Raw genomic sequence first — 722 nt, forward strand, 5'->3', positions numbered from 1 at the left:
CGGCTCATCGCTCGTCGACGAGCCCGCGCGATTAGTAAGCCCGGCGGGTTGTCGCTGTCCCGGCCGACGGCGTAGCGCCGCTCTCACACCGACCTGAGCGGGTGCCTTGCCGGTCGGGTGCGTCAAACGGTGCTGGCAGGGGTACGGCGAGGGTGGTGGGGTCGACGCGTGGTGAGGGCGAGCAGGTCTCGCGCTGGGCCTTGGGGTGGCTGGTGGCCGCTGACCCAGACGGCACGCAGGGTTCTGCGCAGGTCGAGGTCTTCGACGTCGAGGGCGATCAGTCGGTGGCCGGCGAGGTCGTCGGCCACCGCGAGCCTGGACAGCACCGCCGCGGCGCCGCCGGCCCGCACGGCTTCGCGGACGGCGGTGGCGGTGCCGAGCTCGAGCAGCGGGGTGACCGGTGGGTGGCCTTGCGCTCGTAGCGCCTCGTCGAGGACCTGACGGGTGCCCGAGCCGACCTCCCGGCACACCAGGGGCTCCGCGACCAGGTCGGCGGCCCGCAGCCGGCCTCGACGTCGGGCCCAGGGGTGCCCGGGGGCGACGACCGCGACCAGCTCATCGTGGGCCACGGCCTGCCAGGGCAGGTCGACTGGTGCTTGTGCGCCTTCAACGAAGCCGAGCTGGGCGGTGCCGCTCCGCACCTCGGCGAGGACATGGGCGCTGTTGGTGGGACGCAGTGTCACCGTGGTGGGCGGGCGGTCCCCGGCGGCCTGCCGGGCTCG

At 74.5% G+C, this 722-nt stretch carries 1 protein-coding gene; it reads right to left on the reverse strand.

Going from position 1 to position 722, the window contains the following annotated elements; translation table 11 throughout:
• Positions 1-122: 122 nt before the first annotated feature.
• Positions 123-683, reverse strand: a complete 561-nt coding sequence (locus WDV86_RS16310; protein ID WP_445263133.1) for a LysR substrate-binding domain-containing protein — start codon at positions 681-683, stop codon at positions 123-125.
• Positions 684-722 lie beyond the last annotated feature (39 nt).

This window comes from Pseudokineococcus sp. 1T1Z-3, assembly GCF_037482365.1.
Classification (GTDB): Bacteria; Actinomycetota; Actinomycetes; order Actinomycetales; family Quadrisphaeraceae; genus Pseudokineococcus.